We start from the raw sequence: 16,382 nt of genomic DNA on the forward strand, positions 1-16,382 counted from the left end.
TATCGTGGACGTAGCAATAGTAGGAATAGGAATGCATCCGTTTGGCCGGACTCCGGCTCTCACCGGTTTGCAGCAAGGCGCCTATGCGGCGCGTGAAGCACTGAAAGATGCTGGTGCCCAGTGGTCAGACATGCAGTTTGCCTATGGCGGCAGCGCCAGCTCTGGCAGCGCCGACGCTTTGGTCAACGAGTTAGGGCTTACCGGACTGCCTTTCACCAATGTCGCCAATGGTTGCGCTACCGGTGGCAGCTCTTTGATGTCAGCGTATAACGCGGTCAAATCGGGCGAGTTTGATGTGGGCATGGTGGTGGGTTTTGACAAACATGACCGTGGCGCGTTTAACGCCGACCCCAAGGCCTTGGGTTTACCTGAGTGGTACGGCGAAGTCGGCATGATGATGACGACCCAGTTTTTTGCCATGAAAATCACCAAGTACATGCATGATTTCGGCATTACCAATGATGGCCTGGCGCGGGTGTCTGAAAAAGCCTTTATCAACGGCGCGATGAACCCCAATGCCTGGCGTCGCAACCCCATTGGTCTGGAAGAAATCCAGAACGGTATGATGGTGAGCGATCCGTTGACCAAATATATGTTTTGCTCTCCCTCGGAAGGTGGCGTGGCCTTGATCGTGTGTCGTGCCGATCAGGTGAGCCGCTATACCGACAAGCCCGTATTCATCAAAGGCGCCGCGCTGCGTTCGCGCCGCTATGGTTCTTTCGAAGTGTTCGCTCCCTCGCAGGCGCTGGAACAAGTGCCCGGGCCAACGGTTGATGCCTCAAAAGCCGTCTTTGAAATGGCCGGAATGGGCCCCAAGGATATCGACGTGGCGCAATTGCAGGATACTGAGGCTGGTGCCGAGATAATGCATATGGCAGAAAATGGCTTCTGTGAAGACGGCGAGCAGGAACACATGCTGGCCAATGGAGAGACTCGGGTAGACGGGCGTCTGCCGGTTAATACCGATGGCGGCTGTATCGCCAATGGTGAGCCCATTGGCGCCAGCGGCTTGCGTCAGATTCATGAAAACGTAGTGCAACTGCGCGGCCAGGGTGGCGAGCGTCAGGTGCCGGGTGACCCGAAAGTTGGTTACACCCATGTATACGGTGCTCCCGGCATCAGTGCCGTGACAATTCTTCAGCGCTAGGATAAAGGTGGAAACAGAATATGAATGAAAAAATAAAACTGACACCAGAGCAGATCGCTGCTCGCAACCCTTCCTGGAACTATCAGGACCTGTTGGACGGCGAAGTTAATGCGGTGCCTGACGCGCTGCGCGCCAGTACCGAGCCGTATCTGGGTAGTGATAATATTCCTATTGAGCGCTGGACCTCGCGTGAGTTCTACGACCTCGAGGTTGAAAAAATGTGGAGCAAAACGTGGCAGATGGCGTGCCGCGAGTCGCATATCGCCAACCCCGGCGACTATCATGTCTACGATGTTGCCAAATACTCGATACTGGTTGTGCGCAATGAAGCCGGCGAGATCAAGGCGCATCACAATTCCTGTCTGCACCGAGGTCGCGCACTCAAGCGTGGCACGGGTACCGATGCTAAAGAGTTACGCTGCCCTTATCACGGCTTTACCTGGAGTCTGGATGGTGATTTTGTGGGCGCGCCCTGCCAATGGGATTTTCCCCACGTAGACGAAGACAACTTTGCGCTGCCAGCCGTGAAAACCGCGACCTGGGGTGGCTGGGTGTTTATCAATATGGACCCGGATGCACAGGAGCTGGAAGAGTACATGGGTATTCTGCCGGAGCACTTTAAGCGCTGGCCTGCGGAGCGTCGTTATGTGGCTATGCACGTGCAAAAAGTCATTAACGCCAACTGGAAAGCAGTGGTTGAAGCCTTTATCGAGTCTTATCACGCCCTTGTAACCCACCCGCAGTTGCTGCCTTATCAGGGTATTGAAAACTCGCAGTATGATGTTTGGGGTGACAATGTCAGTCGCACCATTACCAGTTCAGGGACCATTAACCCCAGCCATGAAGACGAGTACACTCAGGCTGACAGTGTGGCTTATATTGCCGGTGCTGATTCCGCGCTGGTGGGTGAGACTGAGGCCGTGACTGAAAGCGGCGACGATATGTTGGCTCGTGATGTTCTGGCGAATAAAAACTACGCAGATTTCAGCGAACAGGCCGGTGAAGACCTGCGTGAATACTCGACAAAAGCCGAGTTGATGGACGCCATTTTGTATCTGCTGTTTCCGAATTTTGCGCCTTGGGCGGGTTATGGCCCGGTACTGACGTATCGGCACCGCCCTAACGGCAACGACCACAAAAGCTGCGTTATGGATATCTTCATTCTCGCTCAGTATCCCGAAGGCGAGGAGCGCCCTGCTGATGCCACCACGGTGCGCTTGGAAGCGGAGCAACCCTTCTCGGACGCAGAGGAAGTTATGGGCGCAGGTCTGGCCCGGGTTTTTGACCAGGATGGTTCCAATTTGCCGCAGGTGCAGCGCGGTATGGAGGCGTCAGCAGCCGGAGAAGTTGTTTTGGGCAACTATCAGGAAGTCCGCATTCGTCAGTTTCACCGGACGCTGGACAAATACCTGAACGCATGACCTCGTTGGCGCCGGATCGGCTAGAGCGGGATGGACCGCTCTGGCGCAACACAACGATTGCTCTGGAGGCCTGGCGTAAAGCAGAAGAAGTGGGTCACCGGGTGGCCATATTTCTTGAGCACGAGCCAGATGCAACCTATGCGTCGCTGGCCCTTGAGGCGCGGCGCCTGATCGTCGGTTTACAGGGTTTAGGCCTGCAGGCTGGCGATGTTATCAGCTTTCAGTTGCCCAATTGGCGCGAGGGCGCGCCCATCGATATCGCCGCTGCTGCGTTGGGGTTGGTGGTGAATCCTATTGTTCCCATCTATCGCGATGCGGAGCTGCGCTACATTCTGAAGGATGCGCGTACCAAGGCGTTCTTTATACCCGAGCAGTATCGCAGTATTAACTACATCAATATGGTGCAGTCACTGCGTGATGAATTACCGGATTTGGAGCACCTTATAACGGTGCGCTCAGAAGCGGAATACGACAATACTATTCGTTATGAGGCCTTGGTCGATTGTGAACCGGTGGCCATTTCGAGCCTGCCGCCCAGCGATCCCAATGCGGTCAAATGCCGTCTCTATACCTCTGGTACTACCGGCTTTCCCAAGGCGGTTTTACACACCCACAATACGCTTAATTATGTGCAGCAGTGCTCTATCCGCCATAGCCAAATCAAATCAGATGACGTCATGGTGATGCCGTCTCCTATTACTCATATCACCGGCTACTCCAGCGGCCTCAACATGAGCTTTATGAGTGAGGGCCGCAGTGCCTTGATGGAGCGCTGGGACGCTGACAAGGCCATCGACTATATTCACCGGGTCAAGGGCACCATGACAGTTGGAGCAACGCCTTTTTTGCAGGAATTGCTGGATGCTGCCGAGCGTCGCGAAGATCGTTTGCCGACTATGCGGCAGTTTTCCTGCGGTGGAGCAGCGGTGCCGCCGCAGTTGATCCGGCGGGCCTATAAGTCGTTGGACAACTGTATTGCCGTGCGCGTGTATGGCAGTACTGAAGTCCCCCTGGTGACCTACGGCTGGCGCGATGATCCGGAACTGGCGGCAACCACTGATGGCCAGTTATATGCCTATGAGATCCAGATTCTAGATGATGATGGCAACCCGGTAGCCGCCGGAGAAGACGGTGAAATTGCGGCGCGTGGAGCGGGCATGTTATTGGGTTATGCTGATCCGCAGCAGAACGCGGAAGCACATACTGCCGATGGGTTTTTCCTGACCGGCGATATAGGACACCTGACCCCTGAAGGCGCAGTACTGATTACTGATCGTAAGAAAGATATCATTATTCGCGGCGGTGAGAATCTGAGCGCGAAGGAAATTGAAGATGCGCTGCATCATCATCCCGCCATTCGTGAGGCGGCTGTCGTGGCGATGCCGCACCCGCGGCTCGGTGAGGGTGTCTGTGCGTTTCTTATCCTCCGCGACTCCGCGACTCCCCCTACCCTGGCAGACATTGTCGAATTTACCGAAGCTCAACAACTGGCCCGGCAGAAAACACCTGAGCGCATTGAAGTGGTTGCTGAGCTGCCGCGCACCCCTAGCGGCAAGGTCCGCAAAGACGTACTGCGGAAGCGGCTGAAAGACGAAATTGACTAGCTAGATCGACTAGAAGGAAGAGAAATAGAGATGACTACTATGAATAGACAGTTTTTACTAAACGCGCGCCCTGTAGGCGATATCAAACAAACCGATTTTAAAATGATCGAAACCGCAATGCCTGAGCCCGGCGCTGATGAAGTGCTGGTGCAGGTGCAGTATTTAGCGGTAGAGCCGGCGATGCGTGGCTGGATGGAAAATCGCGCGGATTATGTAGCGCCACTGGAAATTGGCGATTTGATGCGTGGCTGGGGTGCCGGCAAGGTGATTGAGTCCAACAATGCACGCTATCCGGTGGGCACTATCGTTAGCGGCAGTTTTGGTTGGCAGGAATACGTGGTCAGCGACGGTAAAACGATACCGTTGCAGGCTGTCCCGGAGGGGGTGGAGACACCAGCTTCTATGGGTGTGCTGGGTATAACCGGTATGACCGCTTACTTTGGCATGCTGCATATCGGCAAACCGGTTGCTGGTGATACGGTGCTGGTTTCGGGCGCCGCTGGCGCAACTGGCTCAGTGGCCGGGCAGTTGGCGCGCATCGCTGGTGCGCGTGTGGTTGGCATGGCAGGGACTAAGGAGAAGTGCGATTGGCTGACCGAGGAGCTTGGGTATGACGCGGCGATTAACTATCGCGAAGAGGATGTAGCTGCCGCGGTGAAACAGCATTGCCCCGATGGTATTAACGTGTATTACGACAACGTGGGTGGCGAAATCCTTGATATCGCACTGGCGCGCATTGCAACCAATGCACGAGTGGTCATTTGTGGTGGTATTTCTCGTTATAACCTCACGGGTGAAATCCCTGGTCCGAAAAACTATTTCAATCTGGTTTTTCGCCGCGCGCGCATGGAAGGGTTTATCTGTGGCGACTATGCCAGCCAGTTTGGCGAGGCCGTAGAGGTTCTCTCCGGCTATCTGAAGAGCGGTGAGCTTAAGCATCGCGAAACTATTCTGGATGGGTTTGAGAACACGCCTGAAGCATTAAAGAGCCTCTTCAGCGGCAGCAACATGGGCAAGCAGTTGGTGCGGGTAGCGGACTGATCATGGCCGATCATGGCTATAGTCTGATTCTGGAGCATCCGGCTGATGGCGTGGCGCTGCTGCGCTTCGCCGATGCTGGCCGTGCGAACCAACTGTGCTGGGCTGCTGTGGATGAAATGGCGGACCTGCTGGCTCAGTGTCTTGAGAGCGGGGTCCGGGTGGTAGTTCTGGCGTCCGATCTTGAGGGGCATTGGCTGGAGCATGCCTGGCTCACAGATCTGGACCATGGGCTGGGCGGTGAACCGACAACCAGTAGCGGTAGCGGTTGGTATCGGGTGATGCGTGAGTTGTCTCAGGCGCCATTGGTTTCAATTGCGGCGATTAGTGGCGATACCTGCGGCGGCGGCTGTGAGATTGGTTGGGCCTGTGACCTGCGTATAGCGGAAACTCAGGCACGCTTTGCGCAACCGGAAATAAGGTTGGGCATTCCACCGGGCGTGGGTGGTGTGAGCCGGCTGAGTTCGTTGGTAGGACGTAGCCTGGCATCAGAGATGGTGCTTGGTGGGCGCTGGACCAGCGCGCAGCGGTTGTTTGAGGCGGGCGCGCTGAATCGACTGGTTGATCGCGGTGCTGCTTTGCCGGCCGCTATTGAATGGGCTTCAGAGTTGGCTCAGCTGCCTGCGGCGGCGCTTGCTGCCTGCAAACAGGGCCTGGCAGCGGCACCTGAGCTGCCGCTGAGCGAAGCGCTGACCAATGAGCAGAGCATCTTCCAGCTCACCGCCAGTGACACCCAGAGTCGCGCGCAAATACAGGCCCAGCAACGATTCTATGATGCGGGTGGTACCACAGCAGAGTGCTTTGACGACTCCAACTGAGCCATTTTTGGAACACAGGTTACACTTTTACAGATTGCCCGCTTAGGAAGCTCAAGCGGCCGTTCAATTATGCTAGCCTAGGCCTTATGCGCTGCGGTAATGCCCTGCTTAACTGCCTGCTTCTACAGGTTTTTTTCTGCTCCTTTGTCTGGGCGGAGATAGCTGTGGACGGTGTTCTGGACGAGCCTGAATGGCAATCCGCGCAGTCCTACTCCAATTTCGTCACCACCGAACCGCTTACCAGCGAGCCGGCCAAGTACCATACAGAGGCACTGGTCTACACCAATGCCGAGGGCATTTACGTGGGTTTTCGTAATGCTCAGCCGGCCGAAGCGAAGCGCGTACAGCGTCGCTTTGCCCGCGATGCGTTCATTCTCGCTGACCGCAATATTGTTGGTATTGATTTTGATGGCTCGGGTTTATCCGGCTACGACTTCACTGTTGGCGCCGCGAATACCCGTCAAGATGGCATTTACAATAACGAAAAGAACTACTCGGGTGACTGGGACGGCAACTGGACTTCGCAAACCAGCCAGGACGAGGAATACTGGTATGTAGAGATGTACATCCCCTGGACCGTGGCGCCCATGACCAATCCTGAAGGCGCACAGAAACAGATGAAGTTTTATTTCGGGCGCTATGTGTTCGACGAGTCATTGCGCTTTGCCTGGCCCAATGCCAGCGCCGCGCGGCCGACGTTTCTATCGGACTGGGCGCCGGTCAGTGTCGATCACGTAGCTACCTCTACCCTGGACTTGTTTCCTTACGTTTCAGCGGAGCAGGACCTGGAGGAAAACGATGGTGAGGTGCGGGCCGGTGTTGATGTGGTCTGGCGTCCTAATACCGCCACCCAATTTACCGGCACCATCAATCCGGATTTTGGCCAGGTAGAGGCCGACGATCTGGTGCTGAATTTTTCTGCACTTGAAGTATTTTTCGCGGAGCGGCGTCCGTTCTTTACCGAAAACCAGGCGCTATTTCGCTCTGAGGTGCCTAATGGTGATCGGCTAGTGCACACACGCCGCATTGGAGCCGCTAGCGACGCCGGCGACGAGCCGGTGACCGATATTGATCTGGGCGCCAAGCTTTCCCACTTTGGCGAACGCCTTGATCTGGGTTTTTTCGCAGTCACAGAAGATGATACCGCCGCAAGCGAGGGGCGCGATTACCTGTCCACACGTATCCAGGCGCGTCTGGGCGATGCAGTGGTGGGACACAGTCTCACCTATGCAGATCGTTCTACGTTGTCGCGAAAGGCGCTGGTCAACTCCTTAGATCTGGACTGGCAGTCCGCCGGCGAGCACCGGGTGCGCGGCCAGCTCTTTTATAGTGACGTTGAGCAGGAGGCGAATGAGGTCAATGAAAACACTGCGTTCAATCAGTCCGATGGCGGTGGTTGGGGTCAGTGGAGCTATGCCCCAAACGATGAGTGGCGCAGTAATCTGACCGGCTACTACTACGGTGATGAATTCGAGATGAACGACCTCGGCTTTCTCACACGCAACGACTGGATGCGCGTTGCTGCCGATGTTCGTCACGATGTGAATAGTTACGCGCCCAGCTCAAATCAACTGTCAGGTTGGTATTCCGCCAAGTTGTCGTATGAGGAAAACAACGCTGGCGACACACTGATGCAGGGGCTGGATTTACAACGGCAGTGGGTGCTGCGCAGCACCCGCGAGTTTAGCCTGCAGGTGCATCTGGAGACCTCGGCCTATGATGACCTGATTACCCGTGGCAACGGTTTGTTAAAGCGTGACGCGCAGCAGTCTTTTAGCTTCAGCTACCTGAATCCGCGGGGTAATGATTTTACCTTCCAGCTGCAATATGTTGCGGAGACCAAAGGCACGGACAAATTTTCCCACGAGTTTATAATCAGCCCGCAGTATTATCTGGCTGATACCGTCACGGTGGGTGGTCGTGTGTCGTATACCTGGTTTGAAGAATGGCTGCTGTGGGATTTTGATAGCGAACAGCTCGCCACTTACGAGTCAGAGGTGCTTGATATTGACCTGCGTCTGGATTGGTTTCCCACCAGTCGGCAAGAAGTGCGTGTCAAATTGCAGTGGCTGGGGGTGGAGTCGGATGCTCTGCAGGGCTATGGGCTGGATGACAATGGTCGGCTCGACCCTTCCAGTCGCCCGGTAGCAGACTTCAAACTCAGCGATGTCGCGTTGCAGGTGCGCTACCGCTATGAGATTGCGCCGTTGTCAGAAGTTTTTCTGGTGTATAACCGGGGTGGATTCTGGGATGAGAATGATGCGGGTGTAAGTCCCTGGGGCTTGGCGGAAAACGCCTGGAACAATGTGACACAGCAAACCATAACCGCCAAGATTCGCTATCGTTTTTGAGCGTGGGAGGCCCTGACCGAAACTGGTCAGGGTGGTGTTGATAGCGCAGATCAGGCGATCCGCGCGAGGGTCTGGCTAGGGCAGAGCAGCAATCCAGCTCTTGTCTTCAAACCACTTTTTACGCAGCTTGGCGAGTACACCCATCTTGCCGTAAGTATCCAGATAGTTATCTACCAGGTTAGCAAACTGAGCGTCCTTCTTGGACACTGCTATGCCGAAGGGCTCAATAGACAGCGGTGACTTCAGTGTAGCGAGACCAGCATTGGGGTAGCGCAGTACTGACAGGACACAGATCGGCATATCAGCGACCAGTCCATCAATTTCACCATCAATCACCATTTGTATCGCAGCGTCGTAGTCTTTGACCGCCACCAGAGTGGCTTCAGGTGCCGCAGACTGGATAAACGTCTCGCTGGTAGAGCCAGCCAGCGCAGCCAGTTTGAGCTCTGAGCGGTTGAAATCGTCAGCGCTGGCAGCTTGGGCCAGAACCGAAGATTTAGTCAGGATAGACTTGCCGGACATCATATACGGGCCAACAAACGTGTGATTGCGGGTCCGCTCAGGCGTAATCGCCATGCCAGACATGACCATATCGACCTTGTCTGCGTCCAGCGCGCCCAGCAATTCACCGAAGGGCATGGTGACGATCTCCAGACGTGCACCCATGGCACCAGCCAGTGCTCGTGCAAGGTCAACATCATAGCCAATCGGCTGGCCTGAGCGGCTGTTGGTGTTCATAGGAGGTTGGTTGCCGGACATGCCGACTTTGAGGACTTTAAAATCTATAACGCGGTCGAGAACTGGCGAGTCTGAAGCGGCGAAGCCGGCCGGAGCGACCATAGACAGGACCAGCAGCCCCAGCAGGGAAGCCTTTTTAAAAAGTTTGAACATGGGAATTCCTGTATCGTATTGTTTTTAACGGTTATCGGAATGATAACGGGAAACAGAGTGTAGCTTCCTGCCCGCATAAGTCAAAGTGCAAATACTATAGGGAGTGCTGTTCTCTATCGGTGCATCAACTCTTATACTGCGTCTTCGTTTTATCCCTTTGATGGTAGTTCACGTGTTGGCTGGAAAATTACGACCGATTCTGGTGTTATTGATCTGGCTGCTCAGCCTGGGAGCGTCAGCACTTTGGTTGACCAGCGCCAGGCAGGCCGTTCTGGTAGTTGGCGGTGGTCCTGCCGATAGTGAAAGCTACGCACTCACTACGGTCATTGCCGACACGCTGAATACCAGCCAGAAGCGCTTTACTGTGCAAGTTTTTGATACCGGCGGCTCCGCAGAGAACCTGCGTTTACTGCAGTCGGGACAACTGGACCTGGCCGAAATTCAGGCGGACAGCATTGTGCCTGAAGGCATCGTAGGCGTCGCCAAGCTATACCCCGATGCCTATCACCTGATTGTGCAGCAGAGTTCGTCTATCCAAAACTTTGCCGACCTGGTCGGTCGCCGGGTGGCGATTCCTCCGGCCAGTAGCGGGCAGAACGCGTCGTTCTGGTTTATGGCGGAACATTTTGGTCTTAGTGCGGATCAATTTCTGGCTCTGCCGATGTCGGAACCGGCGGCCAATTTCGCCATGGTCCACGGCCAAGTGGATGCGGTATTTCGGGTCCGCTCACCGGGTAACAAGGTGATCCGCAAGCTTATCGGCGACCATCCGATGCGGCTGGTGTCTATTGACCAATCCGAGGCGCTGGCGCTGCGGCAGCCGGCATTGCAACCGGGGGTCATTCCTCGCGGTTCATACCGTGGTTCGCCCGCACTGCCCGCGGCCGATATGCCAACAGCGGTGCTGGACCGCTTGTTAGTGACCCGCAGCGATATGGATCCGGATGTGATCTACCGCTTTACCAAGGGCATGTTTGATCAGCGTTCGGACCTGCGAGAGAGCAGCCAATTGGCTGGCTTTCTAGGCCCAATTTCCGGCGGTGAAAACAGCGTATTGCCGGTGCACGCCGGGGCTTTGCGCTACTACGACCGCGAAAAGCCCAGCTTTATGCAGTCTAACGTGCGCCTGGTATCGGCGTTGCTGTATACCGTGGCAATTTTGGTGACCAGCCTGTTTGCCCTGAGAGCACATTGGAATCGTATGCGGCGCATTCAAATGGGGGGCTTCAATGCCCGCTTGATGGAGATAGCTCATGCAGCGCGCCATGAGGAAGGTTATGCGGCCTTGGTCGAAGGCAAGCATAAGCTGGTGGATATTCTTTCTGAGGTGGTGGCAGACCTGGATCGCGAACGTGTGAGCCAGGAAGAATTTGAGCACTTTTCCTTTGCCTGGCAGGCGGTTGATGCGTTAGTGCGAGACCGGCTGATGTTGATGGGCCCGATGCCGCATGCGGAACTGCACGCAGGAGTAGTGCGATGAGCTTAACGGGCTCGACATGGAAGTGGCTGCTGGCTTTGTTTACCGTCGTTTTTATAGGCGTGGGTATGGCCTGGAACAAGCATCACATCGATTCGCAGGTGGCACGTGTTGCAGATCGATTGCTGCTGCTGTCGAATTTGCGACGACAGGCGTTGGAATCTTATTTTGCTACGGCGGAGGCAGAGCTACAGTTCTGGAGTCTCAGCGAGCAGTTGATTGGTTGGCAGCGAGAACTCAGTGCGGACTGGCTAACGTATTCACGGTTGGTGGGTGACCCACAGTCGACTCTGCAGGAATTGTATATCTACGGCAATCCTTACCCCTGGGGCCAGCTGCATCAGTTAAACAATGCCTTTGATGGCTCGCGTTACAGTGCTCTGCATGCGCAGCTGCACCCGCTGGCCAAGTTGTTTGTGTTGGAGCGGGGTTACTATGATCTGTTTTTGGTGGGCGCCGAAGGCGATGTTGTCTATTCAGTCGTTAAAGAAAAGGATTTCGCCACCAACCTGATTACCGGCGAGTGGAAGGCGTCCGGTTTGGCGGAAGCATATCGACGCGCTATCGACTACGCGGCTGATGATCGCGTGGTGATCAGTGATATGCAGCCGTATGCACCCAGTAAGGGTGAACCGGCGATATTCATGGCGAAGGCGATGCTCGGTCTGCGTGGTCAGGTTCTGGGGGTGCTGATTCTGCAACTGTCCACCGATAAGATCACCCAGATCATGAATTTTAGCGCCGGAATGGGGGCCACGGGAGAAACCTACCTGGTGGGTCAGGACTTATTGATGCGCTCCAATTCACGCTTCTCGAAGGAATCCAGCATATTACGCACCGCGGTGAATACCGACACCGTGCAGCTGGCGTTGGCGGGGCAACAGGGAGTGGATTTCGCCCTTGATTATCGTGGTGTTGAAGTACTGTCTGCCTATACCAGCACTGCTATCGACCAGTTTCAATGGGCAGTGATGGCAGAAATCGACCGTGAGGAGATCCTGCAGATGGCTGCCGACGAACGGCCAGCGATAGGCGCGATTATGCTGTTTCTGTATGGGCTGTCGCTGTGGTCGGTCTGGTACGGGCGCGGGAGCGGGCTCCCGGACGGAGGCACACAGCTTGTCGATCTTGATTTTGAGGGTGGTGGTGGCGCCGGATCAGACCTTAACGGTTGACCCGGCGCAGCAGGCGTCTAGGCGCCGAGCTTAGCGATTTCCTCGCCCAGTGCCGCTAGAAAGCCAGCACCGACAGCGCCGTCAATGACCCGGTGATCACACGACAGTGTCGCATTAATCATTGTCGCAACGGCGGGGACGCCGTCTTTAACCGCAACGCGGGCTTCGCCCTTACCTAGAGCGAGAATTGCGCCCATCGGTGGGTTAATAATCGCGTTGAAGGTAGAGACGCCGAACATGCCCAGATTAGAGACAGTGAAGCTGCCATTGGATATGTCAGCTTTTTCCAGTTTTCCGCCGCGCGCCTTTTCTGCCAGTACCGCTGTCGCCGCAGAAATTTCCTGAGCGGACAGAGTGTCGGCATTGTAGACCGTAGCCGGAAACAGGCCGTCGTCAGTCGCAATAGCGACAGCGACATTGGCGTGCTTGAACTGGTGGATATTGTCGCCGACCAGGTTGACGTTAACGCGGGGCTCGGCCATTAAGGCTTGGGCCACGCAGTAGACCAGCAGGTCATTAACCGAAACTTTGTCGCCGGCTTCCTTGAGTTTTTGGCGATGGGCCATAAGACCGTCCAGCTCATACTCAATGGTCAGGTAAAAGTGCGGAATATCCTGTTTTGCCTGAGTCAGCCGCTTACCGATGGTCTTGCGAATCGGCGATAACGGAATAATCTCATAGTCATCACTGACATCATCAGGTGCGCCGGCAGAGGCTGCCAGTTCAACATCTTCTTTGGTGATTCTGCCGTTGCGACCGGTGCCGGTGACACTATCGAGGTCGACATTGAGTTCAGCGGCCAAGCGGCGTACTACCGGATTGACCTTTTTTGCGGCTTCACTCATGGGTGCTGAGGCACCCGCTGCAGCTGGTTTTGCAGCCGCTGGCGCGTCTGCTGCAGGACCGGCAAAGTCAGCAATAAAAGCGTCGATGGCCGCGTCGTCTACGTCGGCGGCGGCAATGATGCCGAGCAGGCTGCCCACGGGCATGGTTTCACCTTCTTCCACCAGACGTCGACGCAGCACGCCGTCTACGGGTGCGTCCCAGACATTGACGATCTTGTCCGATTCCATCTCGAACACATCCTCGCCCTTACGCACCGCATCGCCGACGGACTTATTCCAGGTGGAAATAGTCCCTTCTACCATTTCTATGCCCCACTTGGGCACGGCGATGGCGTAGATCTCACTCATGCGGTGACCTCCTTGATGGCAGCGACAATTCTTTCTACCGAGGGAATGTAGGCTGCTTCAAGCTCGGGTGAGAAAGGCGTTGGGCTGTGCGGGGCAGAAACCTGTACCACTGGAGCTTTCAGGGAATGGAACGCCTTGCTGGCGGCCAGTGCTGCGATATCAGTGGTCAAACCACAGCGCGGTGGCGCTTCGTCAACGACTACCAAGCGGCCGGTAGCCTCGATGCTTTCCAGAATAGTTTTGGTATCCAGTGGTGAGGTAGTGCGCGGGTCAATCAGGTCGCAGGTAATACCGCTCTCTTCCAGGCTATCGATTGCCTCTGCGGCTTTGCCCACCATCTGGCCGAAGGCCACGACTGTCACATCATCGCCTTCACGCACCATGGCTGCCTCACCAAACGGAATTTTGTACATCTCGTCGGGTACTTCGCAAGCTACTTGATACAGTGCTTTGGGCTCGAAAAACAGCACCGGATCGTTGTCGGCAATGGCTTGCAGCATCAGGCCCTTGGCATCGTAGGCATTAGATGGCACAACCACCTTGAGGCCGGGGAACGAGGTCATTACCTGGTACATGGCCTGAGAGTGTTGACCCGCGGCGGAAAAACCACCGCCGGCGGCGAATCGAATCACTGCAGGACACTCACTCTTACCGCCAAACATGTAGCGGAACTTGCCCATCTGGTTGACGATCTGGTCCATACACACGCCGATAAAGTCGGCGAACATGATCTCGGCAACCGGACGCATACCCATCAGAGCAGCACCGGCGGCAGCGCCAACGATAGCGGATTCTGAAATAGGGGTATCGATACAGCGCAGGGGGCCAAATTTCTCATAGAGACCGCCGGTTATACCGAATACACCGCCGGTAACGCCGACTTTACCGCTGGGTGCGCCGTTGCAACCGGCGACATCTTCGCCGATAACAAACACTGAATCATCTTCGGCCATGGCCTGGTGCAGCGCCTCATTGATGGCGTCTCGCATAGTTTTTTGTGACATGGTAATAACTCCTAGGCTGCGCCGTAATTGATGTAAACGTCTTCAGTAACCTGATCCGGCGTGGGTCGGGGCGCGGCCTTGGCTTCGGTCACGGAACGATCGATCAACTCCATAACTTCTGCGTCAATGGCGTCTAAATCGCTGGCACTGATTTCGCTCATGTCGGCTGTATTGGTGCGGAAAATCTTCAAGCAATCAGAGTTTTCGCGCAGGTCGTCCAGCTCGCCTTCGGCGCGGTAGTCCTGCGGATCACCTACAAAGTGACCGTGAAAACGACCGGTTTCGGCAAAGATGCCAGCAGGACCGTTACCTTGGCGGCAATGTTCAATGGCCTTGCCTGCGGCTTCGTAGACGTCGAAGAAGTTAGAACCGTCAGCAACAAATACCGGGAAGCCAAAAGCTTCGGTACGCGCTTTGAGGTCGTCACAGCCAACCGCGTAGCTGATGTTGGTGTGTTCTGAGTAGTAGTTGTTCTCGATGACAAATACAGCCGGTACTTTCAGTACCACGGCCAGGTTCATCGCTTCGAAAGTGGTGCCCTGGTTGACTGAACCATCGCCGGCAAACGACACCGCAACGTTGGTGGTGCCACGAATTTTCTGCGCCAGTGCTGCGCCAACCGAAATCGGTGGTCCGCCGCCGACGATGCCATTGGCACCGAGAATGCCGTTCTCAATATCGGCCACGTGCATGCTGCCGCCCTTGCCTTTACAGAGCCCTTCTGAAGAGCCCCACAGTTCTTTCATCATGCCAATGACATCGGCGCCGCGGGCGATACAGTGACCGTGTCCGCGGTGGGTGCTGATGATAGTGTCGCTGCCGGACAGGTGTTCGCAGACACCTACCGCGTTAGCTTCCTGCCCGGTGTACAGGTGCGTGAAGCCGGCAATCTGACCGTTCATGATTTCCGCATGAGCGCGCTCTTCAAACTCGCGGATGGTTTTCATCTGGCGGTACGCCCGCAACAGACTTTCTCTAGATAAGCCCACAATGATTCTCCTGCTTGTTATGTGTTTTGAATGAATCCTGATTGGCGGCTTGCACCGCCGTAATACTGCAAAACCGGGTTACAGCCCCAGCACGCCTTTGGCGATGATGTTGCGTTGTACTTCTTGTGAGCCGCCAAATATCGAGGCGGCACGGCTGTTCAAATATGTCGGCACAACCGGTGCGGCATAGTCGGGACCAATGTCGTCCTGTTTGAAAGGCAGCGCATCATAGCCCAGTACATCGACGGCCAATTCATGGGTGCGCTGTTCAATGTTGACGGACGTCAGCTTGAGAATAGAAGACTCGGCACCGGGCATTTTGCCCTCGGCCATAGCCGACAGAATACGCAGCTCGGTCATTTCCAGTGCTTTGATATCGATTTCGATACGGCCGACGACTTTGCTGAAGGTTTTGTCAGCATTGAAACTGGGGTCTTCGGCTTCCATCTCGGCAATAATAGCTTTCACGTGGTCCAGCTCTGCCAGACGGCGGTGTGCAGTGCTGCCACCACCACGTTCATGTTCCAATAGATACTTGGTGAGCTTCCAGCCTTCGCCTTCAGCGCCAACCAGATTACTGACCGGAACTTCCACATCTTCAAAGAAGACCTGGTTGACCTCGTGATCCATGCCCATGGTAATAATGGGTTCCACGGTAACCCCGGGGCGATCCATTTCTATTAACAGGAAGCTGATGCCCTGTTGCTTGCGGCCGCTGTTATCAGTGCGCACCAGACAAAATATGTGGTTGGCATACTGGGCGTGGGTCTGCCACAGCTTGGAGCCGTTGACCAGATAGTTATCGCCCTGGCGTTCAGCCTTGAGCTTGAGGCTGGCGAGGTCGGAGCCAGAACCGGGTTCTGAGAAACCCTGGCACCAATAGTGCTCGCCGGTCAGCATTTTTGGCAGGTATTCTTGTTTCTGCTCCTCGGTGCCAAAGGCCATGAGCACTGGCGCCAACAGAGCTAGTGACAGCGGGTTGTAGCCCGGTGTGCCGGCACGAGCGCACTCCATGGAAAACACGTACTTTTGAGTGGCCGACCAAGTGGTACCGCCCCATTCCTCTGGCCAACCGGGCACAGCCCAGCCTTTATCGACCAGTATCTTCTGCCATTCCATGGCCGGTGGCGCATCGACAAATACGGTCGGCGTGCGCGCGGTAATACGCTTTAGATGAGGGGGAAAACTCTCATCGAGAAAGCGACGCACCTCGGCCTGAAAGGCGAGGTCCTCTGGGCTAAATTCTAAATCCACTCGTTACTCCGGATAACCGC

The 16,382-nt window shown here is 55.5% G+C and carries 13 protein-coding genes; 8 read left to right on the forward strand and 5 right to left on the reverse strand.

Features of this window, described 5'->3' with window-relative positions; translation table 11 throughout:
* Positions 1–4: 4 nt before the first annotated feature.
* The 6 genes from EYC98_RS04565 to EYC98_RS04590 all read left to right on the forward strand — a co-directional run bounded on the left by EYC98_RS04565 (position 5) and on the right by EYC98_RS04590 (position 8,379).
* The gene (locus EYC98_RS04565) at positions 5–1,147 is read left to right on the forward strand and encodes a thiolase family protein (protein ID WP_279244120.1); all 1,143 of its coding nucleotides are present in this window, start codon (positions 5–7) and stop codon (positions 1,145–1,147) included.
* Between the two features lie 20 nt (positions 1,148–1,167).
* Positions 1,168–2,568: an aromatic ring-hydroxylating oxygenase subunit alpha gene (locus EYC98_RS04570; protein ID WP_279244121.1), complete on the forward strand. Its 1,401-nt coding sequence runs from the start codon at positions 1,168–1,170 to the stop codon at positions 2,566–2,568.
* Positions 2,565–4,172: an AMP-binding protein gene (locus EYC98_RS04575; RefSeq protein WP_279244122.1), complete on the forward strand. Its 1,608-nt coding sequence runs from the start codon at positions 2,565–2,567 to the stop codon at positions 4,170–4,172. Before EYC98_RS04570 ends, EYC98_RS04575 begins: the two co-directional genes overlap by 4 nt.
* Before the next feature lie 39 nt (positions 4,173–4,211).
* Positions 4,212–5,213, forward strand: a complete 1,002-nt coding sequence (locus EYC98_RS04580) for an NADP-dependent oxidoreductase (RefSeq protein ID WP_279244123.1) — start codon at positions 4,212–4,214, stop codon at positions 5,211–5,213.
* Positions 5,214–5,215: 2 nt separating this feature from the next.
* A complete protein-coding gene (locus tag EYC98_RS04585) occupies positions 5,216–6,028 on the forward strand; it encodes an enoyl-CoA hydratase/isomerase family protein (protein ID WP_279244124.1) in 813 nt (270 codons plus the stop codon).
* Between the two features lie 164 nt (positions 6,029–6,192).
* Positions 6,193–8,379, forward strand: a complete 2,187-nt coding sequence (locus tag EYC98_RS04590) for a DUF5916 domain-containing protein (RefSeq protein WP_279244125.1) — start codon at positions 6,193–6,195, stop codon at positions 8,377–8,379.
* Positions 8,380–8,454: 75 nt separating this feature from the next.
* Here EYC98_RS04590 and EYC98_RS04595 read toward each other — a convergent pair whose 3' ends face one another.
* Positions 8,455–9,270, reverse strand: a complete 816-nt coding sequence (locus EYC98_RS04595) for a transporter substrate-binding domain-containing protein (protein WP_279244126.1) — start codon at positions 9,268–9,270, stop codon at positions 8,455–8,457.
* A 172-nt stretch (positions 9,271–9,442) separates the two neighbouring features.
* Between EYC98_RS04595 and EYC98_RS04600 the strand changes: the two genes are divergently transcribed.
* The gene (locus tag EYC98_RS04600; RefSeq protein WP_279244127.1) at positions 9,443–10,750 is read left to right on the forward strand and encodes a TAXI family TRAP transporter solute-binding subunit; all 1,308 of its coding nucleotides are present in this window, start codon (positions 9,443–9,445) and stop codon (positions 10,748–10,750) included.
* Positions 10,747–11,922, forward strand: coding sequence for a cache domain-containing protein (locus EYC98_RS04605; RefSeq protein WP_279244128.1), 1,176 nt, complete (start codon positions 10,747–10,749; stop codon positions 11,920–11,922). The genes EYC98_RS04600 and EYC98_RS04605 overlap by 4 nt, the downstream gene beginning before the upstream one ends.
* A gap of 17 nt (positions 11,923–11,939) precedes the next feature.
* On the opposite strand, the gene EYC98_RS04610 is transcribed toward EYC98_RS04605, so the two are convergent.
* The 4 genes from EYC98_RS04610 to EYC98_RS04625 form a co-directional block, all read right to left on the reverse strand.
* A complete protein-coding gene (locus EYC98_RS04610; protein ID WP_279244129.1) occupies positions 11,940–13,115 on the reverse strand; it encodes a dihydrolipoamide acetyltransferase family protein in 1,176 nt (391 codons plus the stop codon).
* Positions 13,112–14,119 carry an alpha-ketoacid dehydrogenase subunit beta gene (locus tag EYC98_RS04615; RefSeq protein ID WP_279244130.1) on the reverse strand — a complete coding sequence of 336 codons (1,008 nt, stop codon included), beginning with the start codon at positions 14,117–14,119 and terminating at the stop codon, positions 13,112–13,114. Before EYC98_RS04615 ends, EYC98_RS04610 begins: the two co-directional genes overlap by 4 nt.
* An 11-nt stretch (positions 14,120–14,130) precedes the next feature.
* Positions 14,131–15,108, reverse strand: a complete 978-nt coding sequence (locus tag EYC98_RS04620; protein ID WP_279244131.1) for a thiamine pyrophosphate-dependent dehydrogenase E1 component subunit alpha — start codon at positions 15,106–15,108, stop codon at positions 14,131–14,133.
* Positions 15,109–15,186: 78 nt separating this feature from the next.
* The gene (locus EYC98_RS04625; protein ID WP_279244132.1) at positions 15,187–16,362 is read right to left on the reverse strand and encodes an acyl-CoA dehydrogenase family protein; all 1,176 of its coding nucleotides are present in this window, start codon (positions 16,360–16,362) and stop codon (positions 15,187–15,189) included.
* Positions 16,363–16,382 lie beyond the last annotated feature (20 nt).

The organism is Candidatus Litorirhabdus singularis, from assembly GCF_026262625.1.
Lineage (GTDB): Bacteria > Pseudomonadota > Gammaproteobacteria > Pseudomonadales > Halieaceae > Litorirhabdus > Litorirhabdus singularis.

Coding starts and splice junctions, on each gene's coding strand:
- EYC98_RS04615 (WP_279244130.1), bottom strand. CDS start 14,119: ATGTCACAAAAAACTATGCGAGACGCCATCAATGAGGCGCTGCACCAG.
- EYC98_RS04585 (WP_279244124.1), top strand. CDS start 5,216: ATGGCCGATCATGGCTATAGTCTGATTCTGGAGCATCCGGCTGATGGC.
- EYC98_RS04595 (WP_279244126.1), bottom strand. CDS start 9,270: ATGTTCAAACTTTTTAAAAAGGCTTCCCTGCTGGGGCTGCTGGTCCTG.
- EYC98_RS04570 (WP_279244121.1), top strand. CDS start 1,168: ATGAATGAAAAAATAAAACTGACACCAGAGCAGATCGCTGCTCGCAAC.
- EYC98_RS04610 (WP_279244129.1), bottom strand. CDS start 13,115: ATGAGTGAGATCTACGCCATCGCCGTGCCCAAGTGGGGCATAGAAATG.
- EYC98_RS04580 (WP_279244123.1), top strand. CDS start 4,212: ATGAATAGACAGTTTTTACTAAACGCGCGCCCTGTAGGCGATATCAAA.
- EYC98_RS04575 (WP_279244122.1), top strand. CDS start 2,565: ATGACCTCGTTGGCGCCGGATCGGCTAGAGCGGGATGGACCGCTCTGG.
- EYC98_RS04605 (WP_279244128.1), top strand. CDS start 10,747: ATGAGCTTAACGGGCTCGACATGGAAGTGGCTGCTGGCTTTGTTTACC.